18 protein-coding genes and 1 pseudogene are annotated in these 19,833 nt (G+C 32.0%); 9 read left to right on the top strand and 10 right to left on the bottom strand.

The genetic code is table 11. The features are described from left to right. Positions 1–152 precede the first annotated feature (152 nt). Complete coding sequence (locus HMPREF2578_RS10200) at positions 153–1,322, top strand: MFS transporter (RefSeq protein ID WP_061544107.1); 1,170 nt, start codon at positions 153–155, stop codon at positions 1,320–1,322. Between the two features lie 65 nt (positions 1,323–1,387). On the opposite strand, the gene HMPREF2578_RS10195 is transcribed toward HMPREF2578_RS10200, so the two are convergent. Both HMPREF2578_RS10195 and HMPREF2578_RS10190 read right to left on the bottom strand, forming a co-directional pair. Next, positions 1,388–2,929 (bottom strand): bifunctional metallophosphatase/5'-nucleotidase, encoded by a 1,542-nt coding sequence (locus HMPREF2578_RS10195; protein WP_049420273.1) that lies wholly within the window; start codon positions 2,927–2,929, stop codon positions 1,388–1,390. A gap of 99 nt (positions 2,930–3,028) precedes the next feature. After that, on the bottom strand, positions 3,029–4,666 hold the full coding sequence (locus HMPREF2578_RS10190; protein WP_019834755.1) for a motility-associated ABC transporter substrate-binding family protein: 1,638 nt from the start codon (positions 4,664–4,666) through the stop codon (positions 3,029–3,031). Positions 4,667–4,916: 250 nt separating this feature from the next. On the opposite strand from HMPREF2578_RS10190, the gene HMPREF2578_RS10185 reads away from it, so the two are divergent. From HMPREF2578_RS10185 to phnE (HMPREF2578_RS10170), 4 genes are all read left to right on the top strand, one after another. Beyond that, complete coding sequence (locus HMPREF2578_RS10185) at positions 4,917–5,879, top strand: phosphate/phosphite/phosphonate ABC transporter substrate-binding protein (RefSeq protein WP_054105640.1); 963 nt, start codon at positions 4,917–4,919, stop codon at positions 5,877–5,879. 138 nt (positions 5,880–6,017) lie between these two features. After that, on the top strand, positions 6,018–6,791 hold the full coding sequence (gene phnC / locus HMPREF2578_RS10180) for a phosphonate ABC transporter ATP-binding protein (RefSeq protein ID WP_002449541.1): 774 nt from the start codon (positions 6,018–6,020) through the stop codon (positions 6,789–6,791). A gap of 1 nt (position 6,792) precedes the next feature. Further along, entirely contained in the window at positions 6,793–7,593 is an 801-nt protein-coding gene (gene phnE, locus HMPREF2578_RS10175; RefSeq protein WP_017175497.1) for a phosphonate ABC transporter, permease protein PhnE, read from the top strand. Beyond that, entirely contained in the window at positions 7,590–8,417 is an 828-nt protein-coding gene (phnE, locus tag HMPREF2578_RS10170) for a phosphonate ABC transporter, permease protein PhnE (protein ID WP_017175496.1), read from the top strand. The genes phnE (HMPREF2578_RS10175) and phnE (HMPREF2578_RS10170) overlap by 4 nt, the downstream gene beginning before the upstream one ends. Before the next feature lie 320 nt (positions 8,418–8,737). On the opposite strand, the gene HMPREF2578_RS11400 is transcribed toward phnE (HMPREF2578_RS10170), so the two are convergent. After that, the gene (locus tag HMPREF2578_RS11400) at positions 8,738–8,863 is read right to left on the bottom strand and encodes a hypothetical protein (RefSeq protein ID WP_255200576.1); all 126 of its coding nucleotides are present in this window, start codon (positions 8,861–8,863) and stop codon (positions 8,738–8,740) included. Positions 8,864–9,505: 642 nt separating this feature from the next. Between HMPREF2578_RS11400 and HMPREF2578_RS10165 the strand changes: the two genes are divergently transcribed. Both HMPREF2578_RS10165 and HMPREF2578_RS10160 read left to right on the top strand, forming a co-directional pair. Continuing rightward, positions 9,506–9,988, top strand: coding sequence for a GNAT family N-acetyltransferase (locus tag HMPREF2578_RS10165; protein ID WP_017175495.1), 483 nt, complete (start codon positions 9,506–9,508; stop codon positions 9,986–9,988). A 16-nt stretch (positions 9,989–10,004) separates the two neighbouring features. After that, on the top strand, positions 10,005–10,481 hold the full coding sequence (locus HMPREF2578_RS10160) for a peptide-methionine (S)-S-oxide reductase (RefSeq protein ID WP_017175494.1): 477 nt from the start codon (positions 10,005–10,007) through the stop codon (positions 10,479–10,481). A 50-nt stretch (positions 10,482–10,531) separates the two neighbouring features. Here HMPREF2578_RS10160 and HMPREF2578_RS10155 read toward each other — a convergent pair whose 3' ends face one another. Both HMPREF2578_RS10155 and HMPREF2578_RS10150 read right to left on the bottom strand, forming a co-directional pair. Then, complete coding sequence (locus tag HMPREF2578_RS10155; RefSeq protein ID WP_017175493.1) at positions 10,532–10,885, bottom strand: hypothetical protein; 354 nt, start codon at positions 10,883–10,885, stop codon at positions 10,532–10,534. Positions 10,886–11,022: 137 nt separating this feature from the next. Next, positions 11,023–11,376 (bottom strand): DoxX family protein, encoded by a 354-nt coding sequence (locus HMPREF2578_RS10150; protein WP_002449545.1) that lies wholly within the window; start codon positions 11,374–11,376, stop codon positions 11,023–11,025. A gap of 212 nt (positions 11,377–11,588) precedes the next feature. Between HMPREF2578_RS10150 and HMPREF2578_RS10145 the strand changes: the two genes are divergently transcribed. Beyond that, a complete protein-coding gene (locus tag HMPREF2578_RS10145; protein WP_061544106.1) occupies positions 11,589–12,767 on the top strand; it encodes an MFS transporter in 1,179 nt (392 codons plus the stop codon). 327 nt (positions 12,768–13,094) lie between these two features. Here HMPREF2578_RS10145 and HMPREF2578_RS10140 read toward each other — a convergent pair whose 3' ends face one another. From HMPREF2578_RS10140 to HMPREF2578_RS10125, 5 genes and pseudogenes are all read right to left on the bottom strand, one after another. Continuing rightward, positions 13,095–13,655, bottom strand: coding sequence for a TetR/AcrR family transcriptional regulator (locus tag HMPREF2578_RS10140; RefSeq protein ID WP_048761892.1), 561 nt, complete (start codon positions 13,653–13,655; stop codon positions 13,095–13,097). 183 nt (positions 13,656–13,838) lie between these two features. Next, a complete protein-coding gene (locus tag HMPREF2578_RS10135) occupies positions 13,839–14,780 on the bottom strand; it encodes a glycine betaine ABC transporter substrate-binding protein (protein WP_037555801.1) in 942 nt (313 codons plus the stop codon). Positions 14,781–15,165: 385 nt separating this feature from the next. Then, positions 15,166–17,323, bottom strand: a pseudogene (locus tag HMPREF2578_RS10130) (MMPL family transporter); the annotation flags it as partial. Between the two features lie 241 nt (positions 17,324–17,564). Beyond that, positions 17,565–17,732 (bottom strand): hypothetical protein, encoded by a 168-nt coding sequence (locus HMPREF2578_RS11215; protein ID WP_002449294.1) that lies wholly within the window; start codon positions 17,730–17,732, stop codon positions 17,565–17,567. Positions 17,733–17,985: 253 nt separating this feature from the next. Continuing rightward, positions 17,986–18,870 carry a LysR family transcriptional regulator gene (locus HMPREF2578_RS10125; protein ID WP_002449315.1) on the bottom strand — a complete coding sequence of 295 codons (885 nt, stop codon included), beginning with the start codon at positions 18,868–18,870 and terminating at the stop codon, positions 17,986–17,988. A 256-nt stretch (positions 18,871–19,126) separates the two neighbouring features. On the opposite strand from HMPREF2578_RS10125, the gene HMPREF2578_RS10120 reads away from it, so the two are divergent. Further along, a complete protein-coding gene (locus HMPREF2578_RS10120; RefSeq protein ID WP_002449416.1) occupies positions 19,127–19,738 on the top strand; it encodes a metallophosphoesterase in 612 nt (203 codons plus the stop codon). The last annotated feature ends 95 nt before the right edge of the window (positions 19,739–19,833 follow it).

The raw sequence follows: 19,833 nt of genomic DNA, 5'->3' as shown, positions 1-19,833 counted from the left end.
GTCTTAATTTTAACATAATGAAAAAATATGAAAACTTGTCATTACTATATTTTTGAGAAATAAAAAATTTAAAAAAACCTCTTCACAGAGAATGTGATTTTGTGTAGTATATCTTTCATATGATTTTTAGAGAGAAAAAGGAGGAAACAATAATGAAAGATAACAGAATGATGTTCTTCATATTTATGTTAGGTACATTTACAGTTGGAATGGCAGAATATGTTGTTACAGGATTATTGACTCAAATTGCAGGAGATATGAAAGTATCTATTTCGAGTGCAGGGTTACTTATTAGTGTGTATGCTATTAGTGTCGCATTAATCGGTCCGTTAATGCGTATATTTACTTTAAAAGTACGCGCACAACGTTTACTCCCAGTATTGATGGCCATTTTTATTATAAGTAATATAATAGGGATGTTAGCACCGAATTTTCCAATACTACTGTTATCTCGATTATTGTCAGCCTCTATGCACGCACCGTTCTTTGGCGTATGTATGAGTGTGGCGGCAGCCGTTGCGCCACAGGGTAAAAAACCACAAGCGATTGCTCTAGTTCAAGCTGGATTAACAATTGCAGTGATGATTGGCGTGCCATTCGGTTCATTTTTAGGTGGATTTGCGAATTGGCGCTTTGTCTTTGGCGTCATGATTTTGTTAGCTGTCATTACTATGTTAGGAATGATGAAGTTTGTACCTCATGTCGCTTTGAGTACAGAAGCGAGTGTGAAAAAAGAATTAAAACTATTTAAAAATCCACATATCTTAATTGTAATGGCAATTATTGTCTTTGGTTATTCAGGCGTATTCACAACTTATACGTTTATGGAGCCAATGATTCATAAATATGCACCATTTGGAATTGTTGGTTTAACTGTATGTTTATTTATGTTTGGCCTTGGCGGTGTGGTTGGTAACTTGCTTACAGGTAATGTACCAGAACATAAACTTACCCAGTACTTGTTCTATACCTTTGTGTTATTGTTTATAACGATTGTTTTATTTGTAACAGCAGTGCATAGTGCGATTTTAGCAATTATTATTTGTTTCTTATTTGGTTTCGGCACTTTCGGTACAACGCCTCTATTAAATAGTAAAGTGATTTTAAGTGCACATGAGGCACCATTACTTGCAAGTACACTTGCAGCTTCAGTCTTTAATATTGCTAACTTTTTAGGTGCCATTGTGGGATCAATACTATTATCAATGGGATTCCCATATCTTACGATTACATTTGTATCAGGCGGGATTATTATCTTAGGAATTATAATTAATACAATTAATCATTTGTATGAAAAAAAGTATGTTACATTTGATTATTAATCAAAAGCGTTCTAAATTGAGTGAATTCAATTTAGAACGCTTTTTTACAAAATGTAAAATGAATGTTAAATAATTACCTTAAAATTGACAACTTGAGGAATATAAGATACGTTGTGTTGCGTCATATAATCAATTAATACTTGTGCGCCTTCCTCTTGAATATCTTTAACGACTGGCGCTTCTGCAAACATTTTATAATCTCCGCCTCCAACTGCACGATAGTTGTTCACACATATGGTATACGTTTTTGTGTCTTCTAAAGGTGAAGCGCCGACTTTAATATCTGAAACACGTTGTCCTACAGGTGCACCAGCATGAATGGTATAAGAGATTCCTCCATACATATCATAATTAAAATGTTGAGGTTTTGGAGATAAAAATGTGTCACTGACTGTGATTTCATTATTGTCATTTACACTAAAATAACTTGCTGATTTTTCTAAAGCAGCTTTAATTCCTTTGCCATTAAGTTCTAAAACTTGGAATGTATTAGGAAAAGGATAGTTATTAATGATATCTCGCATTGTGACTTGTTGATTAAAGCCTTTAGCTGAATCAAATAGCGCAGTGCTTGCTATATCTGCACCACTTTTTTCTAACAAAATATAATTTATCAGATTAATAAGTGAATGAGGGTGTGTTCGAGCTTCGAACTGATGAGTGACTAGCATTGGTTCTGATAATGTTGTAATGTCTGTATCAAGCCAATCTTCAAGTTTATTTAAAAGTGAATGATCGTTGTTAGATAATGTTAATGAAAGATGAGAAGGCACAGATACAAGAGTGCTCTGTTTATCTGTAATTCGATGTTCATAATCCAAAGTTAATGTCACCTTACCAAATTCTGTACCTCGTGTACCTGGTTGGATAATAGCGGTATCATTTTTTATCATTGCAATATCACGATGTTGGTGTCCTGTTATAAGCACGTCAATATCTTTATGGAAACGTTCTAGTATATCAGATCCTTCATTTTCTCCAGTTAATTCTTCAGTAGGTATATCAGTATCAAGACTTCTTTCAAAACCGCCATGATAAGACACAACGACAACATCTGATTTTTTACGAACGTCTGGTAAAATACATTTTAATGTTTCAACTGCACTGTTGAACGTTAATCCTTTAATATGGGCAGGTTGTTCCCAATTTGGAATGAATTGTGTTGTTAATCCAATGACGCCAATAGTTATATCGCCACGTTTAAAATAATTTACGCCTTGACCAGTCAAAGGTGCGTTATTGTGATCAAAAATATTTGCACACAAGATAGGGTGATGAAGATGGTTTAAAGTATTTTGTAAATAAGGTAATCCATAATTAAATTCATGATTACCTAATGTACCAAAGTCAAAATTAAGACGATTATAAATATCAGTAAGAGGTTGACTTGATTGTTCTTCAGTTGCTAGGTAATGGCATAAAGGAGAACCTTGTAAAAAATCACCATTATCAATTTTAAAACTATAGTCATCGTGTTGACGTTCTTGTTCGATAAGTTGATTTACTTTTAATAGTCCCATAGGAAGATTTTGGTTTCTTTTTGAAAAGTCAGTGGGAAAAATATAGCCATGTATATCACTTACGATATAAAAAGAGAGTTGTGTCATAGGTCATTTCCTTTCATAAATAAAGAGATAAAAAGGGAAGTAGTTTATTGAACGCCACATACCTTTATTATCTCTTATGTGTTGTATTACTATTATAAATTATTGAATTGAACCTGTAGCAAGCGTTTTACTACCTTGTTTTAAACGAATATTCGCACCCGAAATAGATTCAGATGTTTTAGCTGTAAAAGTTAACGTTGCGTTACCTTGGTCGTCAGTGGTTACACTTTGTTCTTGACTATAGCCTACCGTATCATAATTTTGCCCATCTTGAGAAAAACTTGCAAGCTGTCTACCACCATCTTGATAAACACCTAATTTTAAATGATCAATAGTTGTGTTTTTAGCCATGTTTGTTAATTCAACTTGAATATTAAATGGTTGATTTACTGATACATTATCTGGTAAATGGAATTGAATATTATTGCTAGAAATCATTGAATTAGAAGTAGTTGTATCTTGAGAAGACTGTGATGTATTTGTATCCTCTTGTGAATGATTATTTTCAGTCGTATTATCTTCTGTACTATTCGCTTTGTTATTACCATTATGGCTACCATGATTTTTATGATTACTATTTAGTTGTGATGATGTACTGCCATAACTACCTAGTTTAAATGTTGAACGATCATACCATTTATATCCAGAAGGTGGTTGTGACCATGGTTCTTTTTCAGGTTCAGTTGAATATTGTGGTTGTTCAAAATTAAGAAGTGGCGTAGGTTGATCTAACTTAATACCTGTTTCTTTTAAATTCGGTGTATTATCTTGTTTTCCAAACCAAGTTGTAATATTTTTAAGTAATTTACTATTATCTTGTTCTTTAAATCCATCATACGTTTTCTTAGTTCTTCCATTATCTTCACGTACATATTTAGGTGTACTATCTTCGACTAATGATGAATCTCCAATGAAGGCTGCCTTTCCTTTACCTACTTTTGAGATAGCAACATAAGGACCCTCTGCTATACCACCGCCATTGTAAATACCTTGATCGACTGCATGAGACCAACGTTGTTTTTGAGATAAGTGTTCTGGTAAGAAAATGATACCTTTTGCTTTTGTAGGATCTGTAATTACAAGAGTTGAACCAGCATGCATTGATACAGAATGTACACCTTCAGTAATACCAAAGCTGTCACTAGATGACACAATATTTTGAGTGTTTAAATCACCTAAAGCGTTGTAACGGAAACGTACGCCGAAGTGTTCAGAAAGCCAATCTGAACTTTTAACATTGCGCATAGCTTTAGAATGTTTTTCCTCATTTGTTAAATCTTTGGTGATATCTTGATATGCACCACGACGATAACCATTCATCACTTCTGAAGAATCGAAACGATTTAAGTTTCTGTCGGCATTATAATGATCAGCGATAAAGATGATATTGCCACCTTTTTCAACAAAATTAAGCATAGCTTGTTGCTCTCTCTTTTTAAAAGGAATATTGGCTTCTGGAAGAACGAGAATATTGATGCCACGTAGTGTATTAGGTGTAATATTAGATTCTCCATCGATTTGTTTCACAGTATAGCCTTGTTGACGCATTGAATCAGCATAATCGGAAAAACCACCATCAATGACCCAATCAGCAGCTCCTGCCGTTTGGCCGTGTGAAGCGTCAAAAGCGACAGTTTGAGTGGTAGTTTGATTTGGTGCAGCATGACTGATTGGCGTTGCAGATAATGTAATTGCTGAAGCTAAAATAGTACTACTTAATACTTTTATCCATTTCATATTTTTATCTCCCAAATATATTTTTAAATGATTTATAGAAAAAGTATAATAAAAAAATAAGTTGATAATAGATTATTTAGAGAATGTTTAAATAAATTTTACAATTCTTTAACAGTGTAAAACAATTCTATAAAAAATTCACACATAATAAATATTATTTTGGTTAATATTGTGCTACTCTTAGTATTGTCAAATGAAATGCGTTGACAAATTAAATGAATGTATACATAGCGAACGGGGGCAATATGTTATGAAGCAATTGAAGTACCTTTTAGTATTAGCGCTATCAGTTATTATTTTTGCAGCAGCATGTGGAAATAATAGCTCGTTAGACAATAATAAAAGTAGTAATTCGGATGGTGGATCAAGTTCAAGTAAAGATGGCTACACACCTAAAGAATTAACTGTACAATTCGTACCATCACAAAATGCAGATACACTTGAAGCAAAAGCAAAACCGCTTGAAAAATTATTATCTAAGAAATTAGGTATTCCAGTAAAAGTTTCTGTATCAACAAATTACAATACAATTGTTGAAGCAATGAAATCTAAAAAAGTAGATGTTGGTTTCTTACCACCAACTGCATACACTTTAGCACATGATCAAAAAGCAGCTGATTTATTATTACAAGCACAACGTTATGGTGTGAATGAAGATGGTTCTAGTAACAAAAAACTTGTAAAAGATTATAAATCAGAAATCTTAGTTAAAAAGAATTCAGGTATTAATAGCTTAAAAGATTTAAAAGGTAAAAAAATCGCATTACAAGATGTAACTTCAACAGCAGGTTACACATTCCCAATTGCAACAATTAAAAAAGATACTGGTATTGACGCTACTAAAGATATGAAAATCGTAAACATGAAAGGTCATGACCAAGCTGTTATTTCATTATTAAATGGCGATGTTGACGCTGCAGCTGTATTCCAAGATGCACGTAACATTGTTAAAAAAGATCAACCCAACGTATTTAAAGATACTAAAATTCTTAAACTAACAAAACCAATTCCTAACGATACGATTTCAGTTCGTCCTGATATGAACAAAGACTTCCAAGATAAACTTAAAAAAGCATTTAAAGATATCTCTAAAACAAAAGAAGGACATAAAATTATTAGTGAAGTATACTCTCACGAAGGCTATACAGATGCTAAAGACTCAGACTTCGATATCGTAAGAAAATATGAAAAAGAAGTTCAAGATATGAAATAATTTTCACATAGATAGAACTAAATAAGTGATAAAGAGAAGAGGCTAGGGCAATTGAGTCATATAAGAAATGCATATATCATTTCTTATGATCTTGTCCCGACCTCTTTCTCTGTATTAAAAAGAAGGGTGTAAACATACATGAGTCAGATAGAGTTTAAAAATGTGAGCAAGATTTATCCTAATGGTCATGTGGGGTTAAAAGATATCAATTTAAACATTGAAAAAGGTGACTTTGCTGTTATCGTAGGTTTATCAGGTGCGGGGAAATCTACATTATTACGATCTGTTAATCGTCTACATGATATTACTTCGGGAGATATTACAATTGAAGGTAAATCGATTACGAAAGCGAAAGGTAAAGAATTATTAATGATGCGTCGTAATATAGGAATGATTTTCCAACATTTTAATTTAGTCAAACGATCTACTGTGTTGAGAAATGTATTAAGTGGTCGTGTCGGTTATCATCCAACTTGGAAAATGATATTAGGATTATTTCCAAAAGAAGACAAAATTAAAGCAATGGATGCGTTAGAACGTGTGAATATTTTGGATAAATATGACCAACGTTCAGATGAACTGTCTGGAGGTCAACAGCAACGTATTTCAATTGCACGCGCCTTAGCGCAAGAGCCAGCGATTATTTTAGCAGATGAGCCTGTTGCATCTTTAGACCCCCTCACTACTAAACAAGTTATGGATGACTTGAAAAAAATCAATGAAGAATTAGGCATTACCATTTTAATTAACCTACATTTTGTTGATTTAGCTTTAGAATATGGAACACGTATTATTGGTTTACGTGCAGGAGAACTGGTTTATGATGGTCCAGCAAGTGAAGCGAATGAAGATGTATTTAATGAAATTTATGGTCGTAAACTTAATGACGATGAGAAGCTAGGGGTGGAGTAATATGGCAACACCTACTACAGGTAAATATGATCAATATTTAAATAAAAAATTCTCTTTCAAAACTAGTTTAACCCTATTTTTAGTGATTGCGCTCGTCGTGTGGAGTTTTTTATACACTGGCTTTAACTTTAGTGACTTAATGGTAGGGATTCCACAAATCGGTTCTTTCTTTGGACAAATGGTTCCACCAGATTGGAGTTACTTAAGTACCATTACAAAACCTATGTTAGACACAATTCGCATGGCGATTGTAGGAACATTCTTAGGATCCATCGTATCAATTCCAGTTGCATTGCTCTGTGCAAGTAATATTGTAAAAACAAAGTGGATTACGATTCCATCACGTTTTATTTTAAATATTGTACGTACCATTCCTGATTTATTATTAGCTGCTGTCTTTGTTGCAGTTTTTGGTATCGGACAAATTCCAGGGGTATTGGCATTATTTATTTTAACAATATGTGTTATTGCGAAATTGTTCTATGAATCGCTTGAAACAATTGATCCAGGTCCAATGGAAGCGATGACGGCCGTAGGTGCAAATAAAATAAAATGGATTATGTTTGGAGTAGTTCCACAAACAATGTCTACATTTTTATCATATGTATTATTTGCATTTGAGATTAATATTCGTGCCTCAGCAGTTCTTGGATTAGTAGGTGCTGGTGGTATCGGTTTATTCTACGACTCAACTTTAGGATTATTCCAATATCCAAAAACAGCGATGATTATTCTGTTCACTTTAGTCATTGTTGTCATTATTGACTATGTCAGCTCGAAAGTGAGGGAAAGACTCGCATGACACAAGAACAGCATCAGTTAGAAAAGAAATATCCAGTGAGATCAAAGGAACACAAACAAAGAATGATTAAACATTGGCTGATTACCATTGTTGTTTTAGCTATCATTGTTTGGGGTTTTGCAGGTATGCCTGCTTTAGAATTAAAATCTAAATCAATTGAAATTCTTAAATCTATTTTTAATGGATTATTCCACCCCGATTGGGATTACGTTTATATTCCAGCTGGAGAAGATTTGCTTCGTGGTTTACTTGAAACGTTTGCCATTGCTGTTATTGGTACATTTATCGCAGCAGTGATTTGTATACCATTCGCATTTTTAGGTGCACGTAATTTAGTAAAAGTTCGACCAGTCACAGGGATTACTAAATTCATTCTTAGTGTCATTCGTGTATTCCCTGAAATTGTTATGGCGTTAATTTTTATAAAAGCAGTAGGTCCTGGTTCATTTTCAGGGGTACTTGCATTAGGTATTCATTCAGTAGGGATGTTAGGTAAATTATTTATAGAGGATATTGAAAGTTTAGACTTCTCTTCAGCCGAGGCTTTAAAAGCAAGTGGTGCGAATAAAACTAAAACACTTGTCTTTGCGGTGATTCCTCAAATTTTACCTTCATTCTTATCCCTTATTTTATATCGTTTTGAATTAAACTTACGTTCAGCATCTATTTTAGGTTTAATCGGTGCTGGTGGTATTGGTACACCACTTATCTTTGCACTTCAAACACGTTCATGGGATCGCGTAGGTATTATATTAATCGGATTAGTTATTATGGTAGCCATTGTTGACTTTATCTCGGGAGCTATTCGTAAACGTATTGTGTAATAGAAGATATAATTTAAACGTTTTTATAAATAAATAGAGCTATTGCCAGGACTTAGAAAACTGGACAATAGCTCTTTTGCTATGCATGAAAGAAATGTTGTTACAGTATTAGTAACAGATACTTAGAAAAATACAGTTAATGTTTTTTAGGAATAACGCGTCTAAAGCTAATACTTCTAAGGCTAGTATAAGAGTGAATATGCTAAAATCATTATATTTTGAAGTATTAGTGTCAAATTCTTTAGTAAGGGGCGTTACTAAAGAATATGTAACGTTATTTAAGGAGTGTGAATGATGATAACTAAGTGTAGGTTCTGTTTTTAAATAATGCGGCGGTTCATTGATGTGTGATTCGATACATAAATCGTGTTGTCAGAATAACGTGTTGTTTGAATAGCATTTAATTTAGTATCATGGAGTTGAATCGTCGTTGTTCGCTGTTTCATTAAGTTCTGTTTTTCAACATAACTATTAAAATCGTTGTCATTATTTTCTAAGGTGTCTTTACTTCATCCATTTTCCTCTACAAGACTATTGAAACCGATACTTGTCTTCAGATAGATTTCACTGTGGGGCTGAAACATTATAAAAACATGTGTGTTGATTCTAACGGATGACGGGAATGTAATTCATGTTATAGTTAATACCCTGATTTATGTTGTAATCATTTCTAGGTGTAATGAGTCATTCGTTTTGGTCATGATTAATTAGTATCGTTCTCTGAAGCAATAGACTGATGAGGTATATGATCATTATATTGTTAATCAATATTCTGCTAGGATGTAAATGCGTGACCTTGAGAAAAAATAAATGAAGATGCTATAAGTGTTGTACCAAATACCTATTTAAAATGATGTATAGTCAAAGGTAGTTAGTTCTTAGTAATGATCATTCTATATACATAAAGATAATGATTTTATTTTTCAAAAATAATCATAACTATGTACATTTATAAACTAACATATTCGTAAAAAAACAACCTTAATATTTCCTATCATCTATATGACAGATTTGTCATACACTTAAAAGTTGATAGGATAAATCGCTATTAAATAAAACTATATTATGACATTGAAAGGATGTAGAAGATGAATTTTCGAAATGTAGTGGCAGATGATTTAGAACGTTTAATTCAATTAGAAAATGAAGGGTTTACTAAAGAAGAAGCAGCAACAACTAAAGCTTTAAAACAGCGTATTGAAATCATTCCGGATACGTTTATTGTTGCAGAAGAAAACAATCAAATCGTTGGTTATATTAATGGTCCAGTTATTTCGAATAAGTGTATTACAGATGATTTATTTGCATCGATTAGACCCAACCCCAATATAGGTGGTTATTTAAGTGTACTCGGTTTAGTTGTAGCGAAAGATTTTCAACATCAAGGCATTGCAGGACAACTGTTAAATTATTTTGAGAATATAGCAAGGCAACATGCACGTTTCGGAGTCACTCTCACTTGTCGCGATACTTTAGTAAGTTTTTATGAATCGCATGGATATATTAATGAAGGATTATCAGATTCTACTCATGCAAATGTAGCTTGGTATAATTTAGTAAAAGAATTATAAAAATAGGAGTGATACATTGGAAACAGTATATCTAGCTGGAGGATGTTTGTGGGGTGTACAAGCATTTATTAAAACATTGCCAGGTGTTATGGCTACTGAAGCAGGACGTGCGAATGGAACGACGCAGCGACTTGATGATGAATATGATGGCTATGTAGAATGCGTCAAAACAGTTTTTAATCCTGATATCACTTCAATTCATGATTTAATGCATTATTTATTTGAAATCATAGACCCATACAGTCTGAATAAGCAAGGCGTAGATAAAGGACCTAAATATCGTACAGGTGTTTATAGTGAAAATGAGAGCCATCTTAAAGAAGCACAACAATTCATTCAACAACGTTCAGATAGAGATAAAATCGTTGTAGAAGTACTTCCTTTAGAAAGTTATGTTAAAAGTGCAGATGAACATCAAGATAGATTAGATAAACATCCTGAAGATATATCATTATGTCATATCTCTAAAAGTATTTTAAATAAATACAACTAAAAGGAATGGGACAGCATTCATATGGTATTCGTTGTCCCATGTACTCTTTATTATTTTTTAGAAAATGTATCGATAAGACTAAGTGCAGCTAAACCTAATAAATCTAAAGCATGTTGTGCACCAACCTTACCATGACCTGCTTCAAGGCGTTTGTATACTGCAACACTTAATACACTAAACGTGACAAGTGATCCTAAGCGAGAGATATTTTTATGCAAGACACTTGTGGCAAACAAACCCGATGCAATGAGCTCAATCACACCTGCTAATTTCATTGCACGTTCCGATAATTTAAAATCTTGTGTAAATAGTTGTTTAGTATAAGGGTTACCGGTAAGTTTACGTTTTGAAGCGGCATACAAATCTTTAGCGAGTTTTAAATTGGTAGCATAACGTAATATCATTATCTAAACGCTCCTTTATATCATATTTATTAGTTAAACTAAGTATAAAAGTCGCGTTAAAAAAAGTTAAATAAAAACGTTCAGCATAAATGTGTAATGCATTCACGCTGAACGTTTTTATTTATATAGTTATTGAATTAGTTTTTACCGAATGTATCAGCAAAACTTAAAGCAGCTAAGCCAAGTAAATCTAAAGCGTGTTGTGCGCCTTCTTTACCGTGACCAGCTTCAAAGTGTTTGTAAGCTGCAACGCCTAATACGCCAAATGTTGCAATAGAACCTAAACGAGAAATATTTTTGTTTAAGAAACTTGCAGCAAATAATGCAGCAGCAGTAGCTTCTACTGTACCTGCTAATTTAACTGATTTTTCTGGTAAACCAAATACATTTTTAAATGTATCAATCATTTCTTGGCTACCTTGTAATTTTGGTTTTGATGAATCATATAATTCTTTTGCAAGTTTTAAATTTGCAGCATAACGTAAGATCATTAATAAGTACTCCTTTTTTAGTTAAATTATTTTATTATAAAATAAGTATAATTTTTATACTAGAAATTATATGATTATTGGTAAGTAAAGTCAATAAAAAGCGTTAGATAATTACCTTTTTATAAGAAAGTGTTAATCAGTACACTTTAGAAACTATATTGAACGTGTCATAATAATACTGTTGTGACAAAATCTATGAAAGGAGTTATATTATGGAAACATCGATGAATTATAATCGAATGACTACAATTTTCTTTATTTCGGGTATTATTGTTATGGCAAGTTTATATACTGCTTTACCCCTTACCTCGGTATTCGCAAAAGATTTTGGCATTTCAAATGCTGTTGCCTCTCTAAATGGTGTGATCTTTTCAATTACGTATTCACTAAGTTGTCTATTTTATGGTACAATTTCTGAAAAATTTGGACGTATTCGTACGATTTTATTTGGACTTATTGGACTCGTCATCATATGTTTACTTATAGGCTTCATTCATTCGTTCACACTACTTATTATTCTTCGTGCAATTCAAGGTATATGCGCGGCAGCTTTTTCACCTGTATCTATTACTTATGTCACTGAAACGTATTCCCCAGTAAAACGTGTGACTGCGATTAGTTTTATTAGTACAAGTTTTATGTTATCTGGTGTCATTGGCCAAAACTTGAGTGAAATTGTAGTACGTTATACTAATTGGCATATGGTGTATTTTATATTAACGTTACTTTACATTTTTATAGCAGTACTTATATATAAATATATTCCAGAAAGTCCAGTGAAAAATCCTCAACTCAAACTAGTAGGTTTCTTTAAAAACTTTAAAGATTTTAAAGATAATAAAATAGTCATATTATGTTATCTTATTTCTTTATCTTTACTTACCATGTTTATTAGTATGTATACAATCTTTAATCATTATATTACTTCTGATATTGTGGGTGGCTCGGAAGCAACAGCCATTAATGCTAAACTCTTTGGTATTATTGGGATGTTACTTTCATTATTAGCAGGACGTATGAGTGATCGTACAGGAGTTAAACATGTTATCGTAGGCTCATTAATTGTCAGTATCGTTTCTCTTATTTTAATGGGCTTCACTACAAATGTTATTTTATTAGTGATATGGAGTGTATTATTTGTAGGAGGTATTGCGTTTGCAATTCCATCTACGATTTCAAAAGTAGGTATGGTTGTCAATCGAAATCAAGGTTTCTTCTTATCTGTTAATACCTTTATTCTGTTTTTAGGAACAGCCATTGCGCCATTATTGATGATTCTTATTCAACCATTATCTAATTTCACATTACAATTTATAATGATTGCGGTCATTGGAATCATCGCTCTTATAGTCGCTTTACTTTTACCACGTAGGAAAAATGTAATACGATGACATTGTGGGTGTCAAAAGCATTCAAATTCAAAATGAGTTTGGATGCTCATTTTTTATAAGTTGAGTTGTCAAATTAAGTGCAACAACTTAGAATTTAAAATTTCATAGGGTGTCTTCCAATTAAGACACTTTCTAGGTCAATAGTCAATAGAGATACCACTATCCCTTTCCATTACAAAATGAATTAAACAACATGGAGCAACCTACTTGGATAGATGTCTTCCATTGATAACTTATGTAGAAGTAGATGGACATGTGATGACAGTACAAAACCCATAATCTGCTTCTCAAGTATCAAGTAGGACGCGAAGTCAAAGCATTATTAGACTATTTACAGTTTAAAGATATATCTAAAATGTCATGCAATGTAGCAAAAATCTCATCTACACTATAATTGTAATCATTTTCTACCCAACGTCTTAAGACCTCTATCATGCCACTGCTATAAAAATCTGCAATAATTTCAGGGTAATGACTGTGTTTAATTTTTAAAGCAAGTGGATCATTTTGACTTTTTACGCTATCTAACATTAGTTCACGACTTACATGCGTTAGATTACGAAAGACATCCGCTTGACGAGAAGAGGTCAGTAAATGTTTAAATACTTTCTTATGTTCTCCGATAAAATAGATGAATTGTTGAAAAGATTCTTCTGTAGAAAGAAAAGGTCGAGTATCATCATGATGAAATTCAGTTGCGATATAGTCGGGTAAAGAGAATAGAAGGTCGTATTTATCTTGGAAATAACGATAAAATGTACTACGATTAATTTCTGCGTTATCACAAATTTTTTGAATTGTTATTTCGTCAAAATGATAATCATTTAATAATTTAAATACAGTTGCGTTTATATGTTTAATCATACGCTTTTGATTGGCAGTAGGCATAATCCGAAAATACTCCTATTCATTTTTTCTAGTTCGAAAGTTTGACTTATTAAAAGTAAAGTATCATAAACCTTAGAATAATTCCAAATATATACCTTTAATATGATAGTAAAAAAGTGTGACGATAGAATATTTAATGTTCTTCGCCACACTTAATTGTCAAATAAAGTGTCAATTTAATATTTATTTAGTGTCGATATCTTTTAACCAATCATCGACGTTGTGATCATGATTGTCTACATAATCTTTTGCTACTTGTTCAGGATTTTTACTTTTAACAAAGATGTTTTTAGCTAAACGTTCCTCATCTTTTTGATCCCAATCTTTTGCCATACGTGTTGCAATGTCATATGCCGCTGGATGTTTTTCTTTAAAATTATGATTGAATACTAGATCAATATGTTGCTTATTATTTCCATAAATTTTGTCTGGATCTTTAAGCATTTTGACATCTAATTCTTTCGAAAACCAATTTGGTTCCATTGATGTGAAAAGAATAGGTTGTTGTTGTTGATATGCTTTTTGAATTTTTTTGAATTGTTCTTGATCGGAACTTTTATCTAGACTATATTTACTCAAATCGTCTCTATCTAATTCATCATTCGTTTGTTGCATAACACCATTTCTGTTATCAGTACCTTGAATTGTCCAATCTACAGATTTACCAAAATCTTTATCATCTTTTAAATCTTTAATTGAATCAATGTTCTGAACATATTTAGGTACTGCTAATCCAACATTAACATGATTAATTAAATGTTTGTCATCATATAAAGTAAGTGTATCTTTAAATTTATCATAATATCTTTTATCTGTTTCTGGAAAAATACCTGAAGCATGAAATGCATCATCACTTGCAGACACTGTTGCATATAATGGTCCACTTGCTGGCACAGGTGTAGTTGTAACATCATAACCAGCTTTCTTTAATACTTCCGCAATCACAAGTGAACGTGCAGTTGAATTATCACTTGCAATATAAGGGATTTCAATCGTTTTGTCTCCTAATTCGGTTTTACTTTGTGTAGAGGAGTTGGATTGACTATTCCCACAGGCACTTAAAACTATGGCTAGTGTGAGTGTGGCTAATAGTACTAAAAATTTTGATACGCGTGATTTAAGCATCAATATCTTTCGCCTCCCTGATCATCTTTTCTATTGTCTGTATGACTCGTTTGATATTTATCGTAAACATGTTGATTATGTTCGCGGGCATAAAGCATCAATGCTTTAAATAATACATCCTGCTCCGTATTATTATCAGTTAAATCTTTGTATAGGTGTGTGGTTTTATCAAAATAAGTTGTAGTGTCATGCTGTTCTTGTCGCTTAGAATGAACCGTTTCAGGTGTACCTTCTTCGGTATATAAAGCTTCGTAATCAACATCATCATATGCATTATAATTATTAGAATGGGTAGCATAGCTGCGATTTTGATGTTGATAAGATACATCTTGTGTATCAACGAATTCTCTATAACGAGGGGCCTCTGAATGTTTGTAATTAGAAGTAGAAGATTCATGATGTTCTTCTAATGCTTTACCTTCAACATCAATTTTAGGTAATATAACACCTAACCATTTCGGTAAGTACCAAGATGCATTACCGAATAATTTAGTTAAAGCAGGAATTAATGTCATTCTGACAATAAAAGCATCAAATAATACACCAAATGCAAGAGAAAGACCCATTGATTTAATTGCAGTATCATCTTGGAAGATAAAGGCAATAAACACACTGAACATAATTAATGCAGCGGCAACGATAACTGGACCACTTTCTTTAATACCTACGCGAATAGAGTGATCATTATCTCCAGTTTTGCTGTATTCTTCATGAACACGTGTCATTAAGAATAATTCATAGTCAATGGCTAATCCGAATAATAAACCGATTGTAATAACAGGTAAAAAGGCAAGTAATGGACCTGTATTGTCTACACCAAATAGACCACTCATCACACCATCTTGCATGACTAAGGTTGTAAATCCAAGGGTTGCCATTAATGATAAGACAAATCCAAGTACTGCTTTTAATGGTACAAGGATAGATCTAAATACAATCATAAGTAAAATAAATGCTAGTATAACGATAACGCTAGCGAATACTGGGATAGCATCATTCAGTTTTTCTGACATATCGATATTAATGACGCTTTGACCAGAAATCTCAGTGTCATAATGATATTTATCTTCGGCATCTTTGTGATAATCTCTCAATTCATATACAAGATCTGTGGTAGATTTAGCGTTTGGACCTTCATTTGGAATAATCGTAAAGATAGCATAGTGATTATTACCATTCAATTGTGCTTTAGATACTGTATCTACATTATCTAAATCTTCTATATCTCTACGCATATTACTTAAATCATTTTCAATTGATGTTTTACTTCCACCATCTTTAGTATTCACTAACATTACAATTTGTCCGTTATAGCCTTCACCAAAATTATCTGAAATCAGTTGATACGCTTTATGCTCAGAAGAATCGTTTGGTTTAAGACTGTCATCAGGAATACCAAGACGCATGCCTGTGATTGGAATGATAGCTAGAATAAGAATCACTAAACTAATAATCGTTGCAAGCACAGGTTTACCTACAACGAATTTAGCCCATGGATGATGTTTAGGGTCTTTATTTTTAGTAGGCTTATTTTTAATTTTAATACTTTTATGGAAAATACTAATTAATGCAGGAAGTAATGTTAAGGCTGCTAAAACAGCGAATAACACACTAATAGCTGAAGCAAATCCCATAATTGCTAAGAAATCAATGCCTACTAGTGATAAACCACACACTGCCATCATTACTGTAATACCAGCAAAGATAACAGCACTACCTGCAGTACCTACTGCTTTACCAATTGCTTCTACCGTGGCAGTACCTGATTTTTTAATTTCTTTATATCTAAATAGAATAAATAAAGAATAGTCAATACCTACCGCTAAGCCAATCATTACAGCTAGTGTTAATGTGAAGTTTGGAATGTCAAACATAAATGTAAGTAATGAAATCATACCGACACTTGTTACTAAACCAAGAATCGCACTAATAATTGGCATACCTGCTGCAATAAGAGAGCCAAATGTGATAAGTAAAATAATGAAAGCAACTACGATACCTACTATTTCAGAAACACCACCAGGTTCAGAGCCCATTGACATACCAGTTGTTTTTTCAATTTGAATGTTGTGATTATCTTTAATATCTTGAAGTGCTTTATTTACTATCTTTTTAGATGAATCTTGCATACTTGTTTGAGGGACAACATAGCTGATATTAGCAATAGCTGTATCGCCTTCACTATTGACCTGTCCCGACTCATATGGATTAGAAATGTTTTGTATATAATCATCATCTTGTTTAATATTATCTAAGGCATCCTCTATGTCTTTTTTCGTTGTTTTATCTTTCAATCCATCCTCTTTATTTGAATGAAAGACAATCTTCATGGACGCTTTTTCACTGTCTTGATGAAATTCTTTACTGATTTTATCATTCGTATCAATGGATTTTAATCCATTCATTTTGATATCACTATCAAATTTTGGTGAAGTAACTAATAGAGGCGCAATCACTACACCAAGTACGACTAACCATATAATAATACTTAGCCATTTATGCTTAGCGATAAATGTACCAAGTTTATATAATAGATTTGCCAATATAATACCTCCTTTTATTGTTAAAATAGCGTTATTAGACAATGTACGTTAATAGAACGTATTTTATAATTTAACAAGAGTTTGATTATATGTGTACCATTAAAAAATTTAAGACGTTGGAAAATGCAACATTTTATTAAAATTGTTGTTTTTTTATAGAAGAAGTGAGGAGGAGCATAAAAAAGAGAAGGATAACATTCATTTAAAATTCGTTATCCTTCTCTTTATGATATGTATAAATTTAAGCTACGAAATATCCGATAAGACAAATTGCACCAATGAGTACAAATAAAACGCCAGGTAAATATATTTTTTCTCTAAGATCAATATCTTGTCTATATGCGACGAAGCTACTAATAGAGATGAGTATGATACCAACTACTAGTAAAATAATAGAAAGTATAAGCATCAACTCAGCCTCCTTCATATCAAAATTGATGAAAACGGTGTTCTCTTAATTTTATTATATTAGGAACAGACAAATTTTTATAGCGATTTATTAATATAATGTAAAAATGTTATCATTTTTATAGTTATTTATTAATAAAATTTATAATAAATTTACATTTAATAAAATAATTAAAAGGAGTAGAAAATGAATTCTACAAGAATTGTTTTCTACTCCTTTGGTTATATAAATGATCTTTTCATCTCATTGACGTCTAAATACTTTCATTTTTTAAAGAATAGATTAATGTCATAAAGTTTTGAATAAGAGCAGTGAGATGATGATCTGCCCGGTAAACGATAGAGATATAACTTGAAGGTGGGCCTTCTTTTAATGACTTGCCAATAATATTAGGATGATGGAATAAGGTGCTTTGACTTACAAGACTCAGATAATTAGAATCTTTAATAATGGTTAATATACTACTAATACTATTTGATTCCATATGAACATTTAAATCAATAAAATTGTTTTTTCGCCAATCATCAATACTTTCTCGTGTTGAACCACTACTATGAATAATGAAACGATACGCATTTAAATCTTCTAATGAAATATCTGTTTTTGAAGCCAAAGGATGTCTTTTATCCATTGCGATAACAAGTGGATTTTCTTGAAGACGTTTCACTTTCAATTCTTTTTCATTGAATCCTTTTTCTGAAATAACGCCGATATCAATCTCTCTATCTTTTATTTTCTTTAGTATCATAGGAGCAGTATCTACAATTAAATTCATATCAATATTTGGATAATCATGCATATATTTTTTTAAAGTGGTAGGAAGAATACTATAAATAGGTGCATGACTTGCTCCAACGCGTAAAGTCCCACGTTTGGATTGTTTGAATTCTTCAATCATATGTGTTGTTTCATCAATTAAATTTAGCATTTTATTAGAATTACGATAAAGTAAGTCTCCAGCATCTGTTAAATTGAAACATTTCCCTTTTTTAAAATATAAGGGTATTCCAAGTTCGTTATTTAAATTTTTTAGATGAAATGTTACAGTTGGTTGCGTTATCCCCAGTTTTTCAGCAACAGCATTTTCATTCTGCAATTCAACAAAATTTTTAAAAATCATCATTTGTTTTGTATTCATAAATTAATTCCCCAAAATATATAAATTTTTTCTATTCTATTGTTTATATTAAAGAAAGAATTTTGAGGTTACGTTAATAAATTGTTTAAAGTTAGTTAATGTTGATACATTATAATGGAATATACAGTATTATCAGTAGAGGATTGAATAAAAATTTTGTTACGCTCTCATGTATTAAATTAAAAATTGAGGGTAATAACAATGTTGCTTAACAAATCTTACAACATAAAGCATTTACATTTAAGGAGAGATTTACATGTCAGAAAGACTACTTGTGATTTCTGATATTCATGGACATCGAAAAGCCCTTTCCATACTTTTAAAACGAGCAAAATATAATCCAAAAAAAGATCAGCTCGTACTTATGGGGGATTATGTCAATAATGGACCGGATTCATTTGGAACATTAAAATTAGTTAAAAGGTTAAAACGACGTGGTGCGCTTGCTTTAGCAGGTAATCATGAAATGCGCTGGTTAAATAGTAAAGATAAAAAGATTAAGCGTTGGCATCCGTTCTTACGTGAATTATCTGCTGTTGAAGTGATTGGTAATTATATTTTTGCACATGCAGGAATAGATACCAATAAACCTTTGAATAAGCAGATTAAAGAATATACTACTGGACATTATTCACATTCGCTTAATCGTCAGATTCCTAAAAATAAATATTTAGTTCATGGTCATGTACCGAATAATCGCTATGGATTAAAGAAAGACGAGATTTATAAAAATAAAAATGAATTATCTATAGATACAGGCGCAGGACACAATAAGTTTTTATCGCTGATTGATTTAACAGGTCAATATCAGTATTCAGTAGAGGTAACGAATATTCGAAAAATGAATATAAAACGCTTAAAAATATAATAGTTAATGATGTTTAATCTTTGATTAAAACAAATAAATAAAAATATAATAAGACATTCAAGTTTTATGTAAAATGTTATATAATGAAATGGAAT

The sequence above is a fragment of the Staphylococcus sp. HMSC072H03 genome (assembly GCF_001809305.1).
Classification (GTDB): Bacteria; Bacillota; Bacilli; order Staphylococcales; family Staphylococcaceae; genus Staphylococcus; species Staphylococcus hominis.
The sequence above is the reverse complement of the archived record's forward strand: the minus strand, read 5'-3'. Positions and strand labels throughout refer to the sequence as shown.

Bases quoted from the DNA above. Each gene is read 5' to 3' on its own strand.
- HMPREF2578_RS11400 (WP_255200576.1), bottom strand. From the start codon at position 8,863: ATGAAACAGCGAACAACGACGATTCAACTCCATGATACTAAATTAAAT.
- HMPREF2578_RS10150 (WP_002449545.1), bottom strand. From the start codon at position 11,376: ATGATCTTACGTTATGCTGCAAATTTAAAACTTGCAAAAGAATTATAT.
- phnE (WP_017175497.1), top strand. From the start codon at position 6,793: ATGGCAACACCTACTACAGGTAAATATGATCAATATTTAAATAAAAAA.
- HMPREF2578_RS10165 (WP_017175495.1), top strand. From the start codon at position 9,506: ATGAATTTTCGAAATGTAGTGGCAGATGATTTAGAACGTTTAATTCAA.
- HMPREF2578_RS10140 (WP_048761892.1), bottom strand. From the start codon at position 13,655: ATGCCTACTGCCAATCAAAAGCGTATGATTAAACATATAAACGCAACT.
- HMPREF2578_RS10185 (WP_054105640.1), top strand. From the start codon at position 4,917: ATGAAGCAATTGAAGTACCTTTTAGTATTAGCGCTATCAGTTATTATT.
- HMPREF2578_RS10190 (WP_019834755.1), bottom strand. From the start codon at position 4,666: ATGAAATGGATAAAAGTATTAAGTAGTACTATTTTAGCTTCAGCAATT.
- HMPREF2578_RS11215 (WP_002449294.1), bottom strand. From the start codon at position 17,732: ATGCTTATACTTTCTATTATTTTACTAGTAGTTGGTATCATACTCATC.
- phnC (WP_002449541.1), top strand. From the start codon at position 6,018: ATGAGTCAGATAGAGTTTAAAAATGTGAGCAAGATTTATCCTAATGGT.
- HMPREF2578_RS10135 (WP_037555801.1), bottom strand. From the start codon at position 14,780: ATGCTTAAATCACGCGTATCAAAATTTTTAGTACTATTAGCCACACTC.
- HMPREF2578_RS10195 (WP_049420273.1), bottom strand. From the start codon at position 2,929: ATGACACAACTCTCTTTTTATATCGTAAGTGATATACATGGCTATATT.
- HMPREF2578_RS10155 (WP_017175493.1), bottom strand. From the start codon at position 10,885: ATGATATTACGTTATGCTACCAATTTAAAACTCGCTAAAGATTTGTAT.
- HMPREF2578_RS10145 (WP_061544106.1), top strand. From the start codon at position 11,589: ATGGAAACATCGATGAATTATAATCGAATGACTACAATTTTCTTTATT.
- HMPREF2578_RS10120 (WP_002449416.1), top strand. From the start codon at position 19,127: ATGTCAGAAAGACTACTTGTGATTTCTGATATTCATGGACATCGAAAA.
- HMPREF2578_RS10125 (WP_002449315.1), bottom strand. From the start codon at position 18,870: ATGAATACAAAACAAATGATGATTTTTAAAAATTTTGTTGAATTGCAG.
- phnE (WP_017175496.1), top strand. From the start codon at position 7,590: ATGACACAAGAACAGCATCAGTTAGAAAAGAAATATCCAGTGAGATCA.
- HMPREF2578_RS10200 (WP_061544107.1), top strand. From the start codon at position 153: ATGAAAGATAACAGAATGATGTTCTTCATATTTATGTTAGGTACATTT.